At 67.0% G+C, this 1240-nt stretch carries 1 protein-coding gene; it reads right to left on the reverse strand.

Annotated elements, in window-relative coordinates; genetic code table 11:
- Nucleotides 1-1058 (reverse strand): transposase (locus ACN6LB_RS45805; protein WP_445031098.1); only part of this gene is annotated, 1058 nt, incomplete at its 3' end.
- Nucleotides 1059-1240: the final 182 nt, after the last annotated feature.

Here is a 1240-nt window from a genome sequence, read left to right on the forward strand (position 1 = left end):
CCTTTGGCCTGGACCGTGGTGTTCCTCTGAGCTGGCCCCAGCAGTTCGACGCCCATGCGCTGGGCGGCGAGGATGTTGCTGGCGTCGATGTAGTTCCCGTCAGCCAGGTGGACGGTGGGCAGCATGTCGCGGGCGGCCAGGTCCGCCTGGATGGTCTGGGTCATCTTGGAGTCGTTGACCGACGCGTCAGTGGTGGCGACGTGTGTGATCAGGTTCGGCACGTCGGGTTCGCACGTCTCGGTCAGTTGGACTAGGTAGCCGGCCCATCCGGAACCGGCCTTGGCCCCCCGGCGGGCGTGTAGATCGTAGGGCGAACAGGGCTGGAGTCTGCCCGGCGGGAGGCTCTTCTCCTCCCGCCAGTGCACCTCACCTCCGCTGACCTGGTAGTTCTTCACCCAGACCTGCCGCAGCACCTCGACCGGCCCCAGTGCCCTCAGTTTGCGTGGTGCGTCAGGGGCGAAGACCGCGGTCATCAGCCGCATGCCGTCCGAGCCCACCTGAGCTGTCCAGGCCCGCTGCTTGTCCTTGCTTCTGGGCAGCCGGGCTTCTTCGACCCGGTGTCCGTAGCGGTCGAACCACTCCAGGTCCACCCGGGCAGCCAGCCAGCCCGGCGCCTCGGCCGCGATCGAATTTAGGGCGGCCCGCAGGCTTTCCCCGACCAGTGCCAGCCGGTTGAGGCCCGTGATCGCCCCAAGGACCTTCGCGGAGTCGGTCCGCTGCCGTCCTGCCGTCTTCAGCAGTCCGCGTGCCCTGGCCAGCCGCAGTACGAGATCAAAGACCTCGCCGGCCTTCTCACCTTCGAGCAGCCGGGTCCGGAACTCGCTGAGTACCGAGTAGTCGAACCCGGTGTCCGTCAGGTCCAGGCCGATCGCGTACTTCCAGTCGATCCTTGTGCGTACGGCGTCAGCCGCTTGCCGGTCGGACAGCCCCTCGGCGAACTGCAACACCGTGACCAGGGCTAACACGCCCGGCGCGACAGCGGGACGTCCCCGCTCGGGATATAGATCGGCGAAGGCTTCCCCCGAGAAGACCTCGGCGAACTCCTCCCGCAGCCGCATCGCGAAAGCACCACGAGGACACACCACCCGTGCGACCCGCGCGGTCTCCGCCGGAATCTCACCCAGCCCCAGAACACGCAACGACACCGACGCCCTCCCCGAACACAACGTTGGCCTTCACCGCCTACAACCAAGCGGTGAAGCCCAACGTCACGCGGAGAGCGCCTTTAACCAACAGAGTC

The organism is Streptomyces sp. SAS_270, assembly GCF_052543295.1.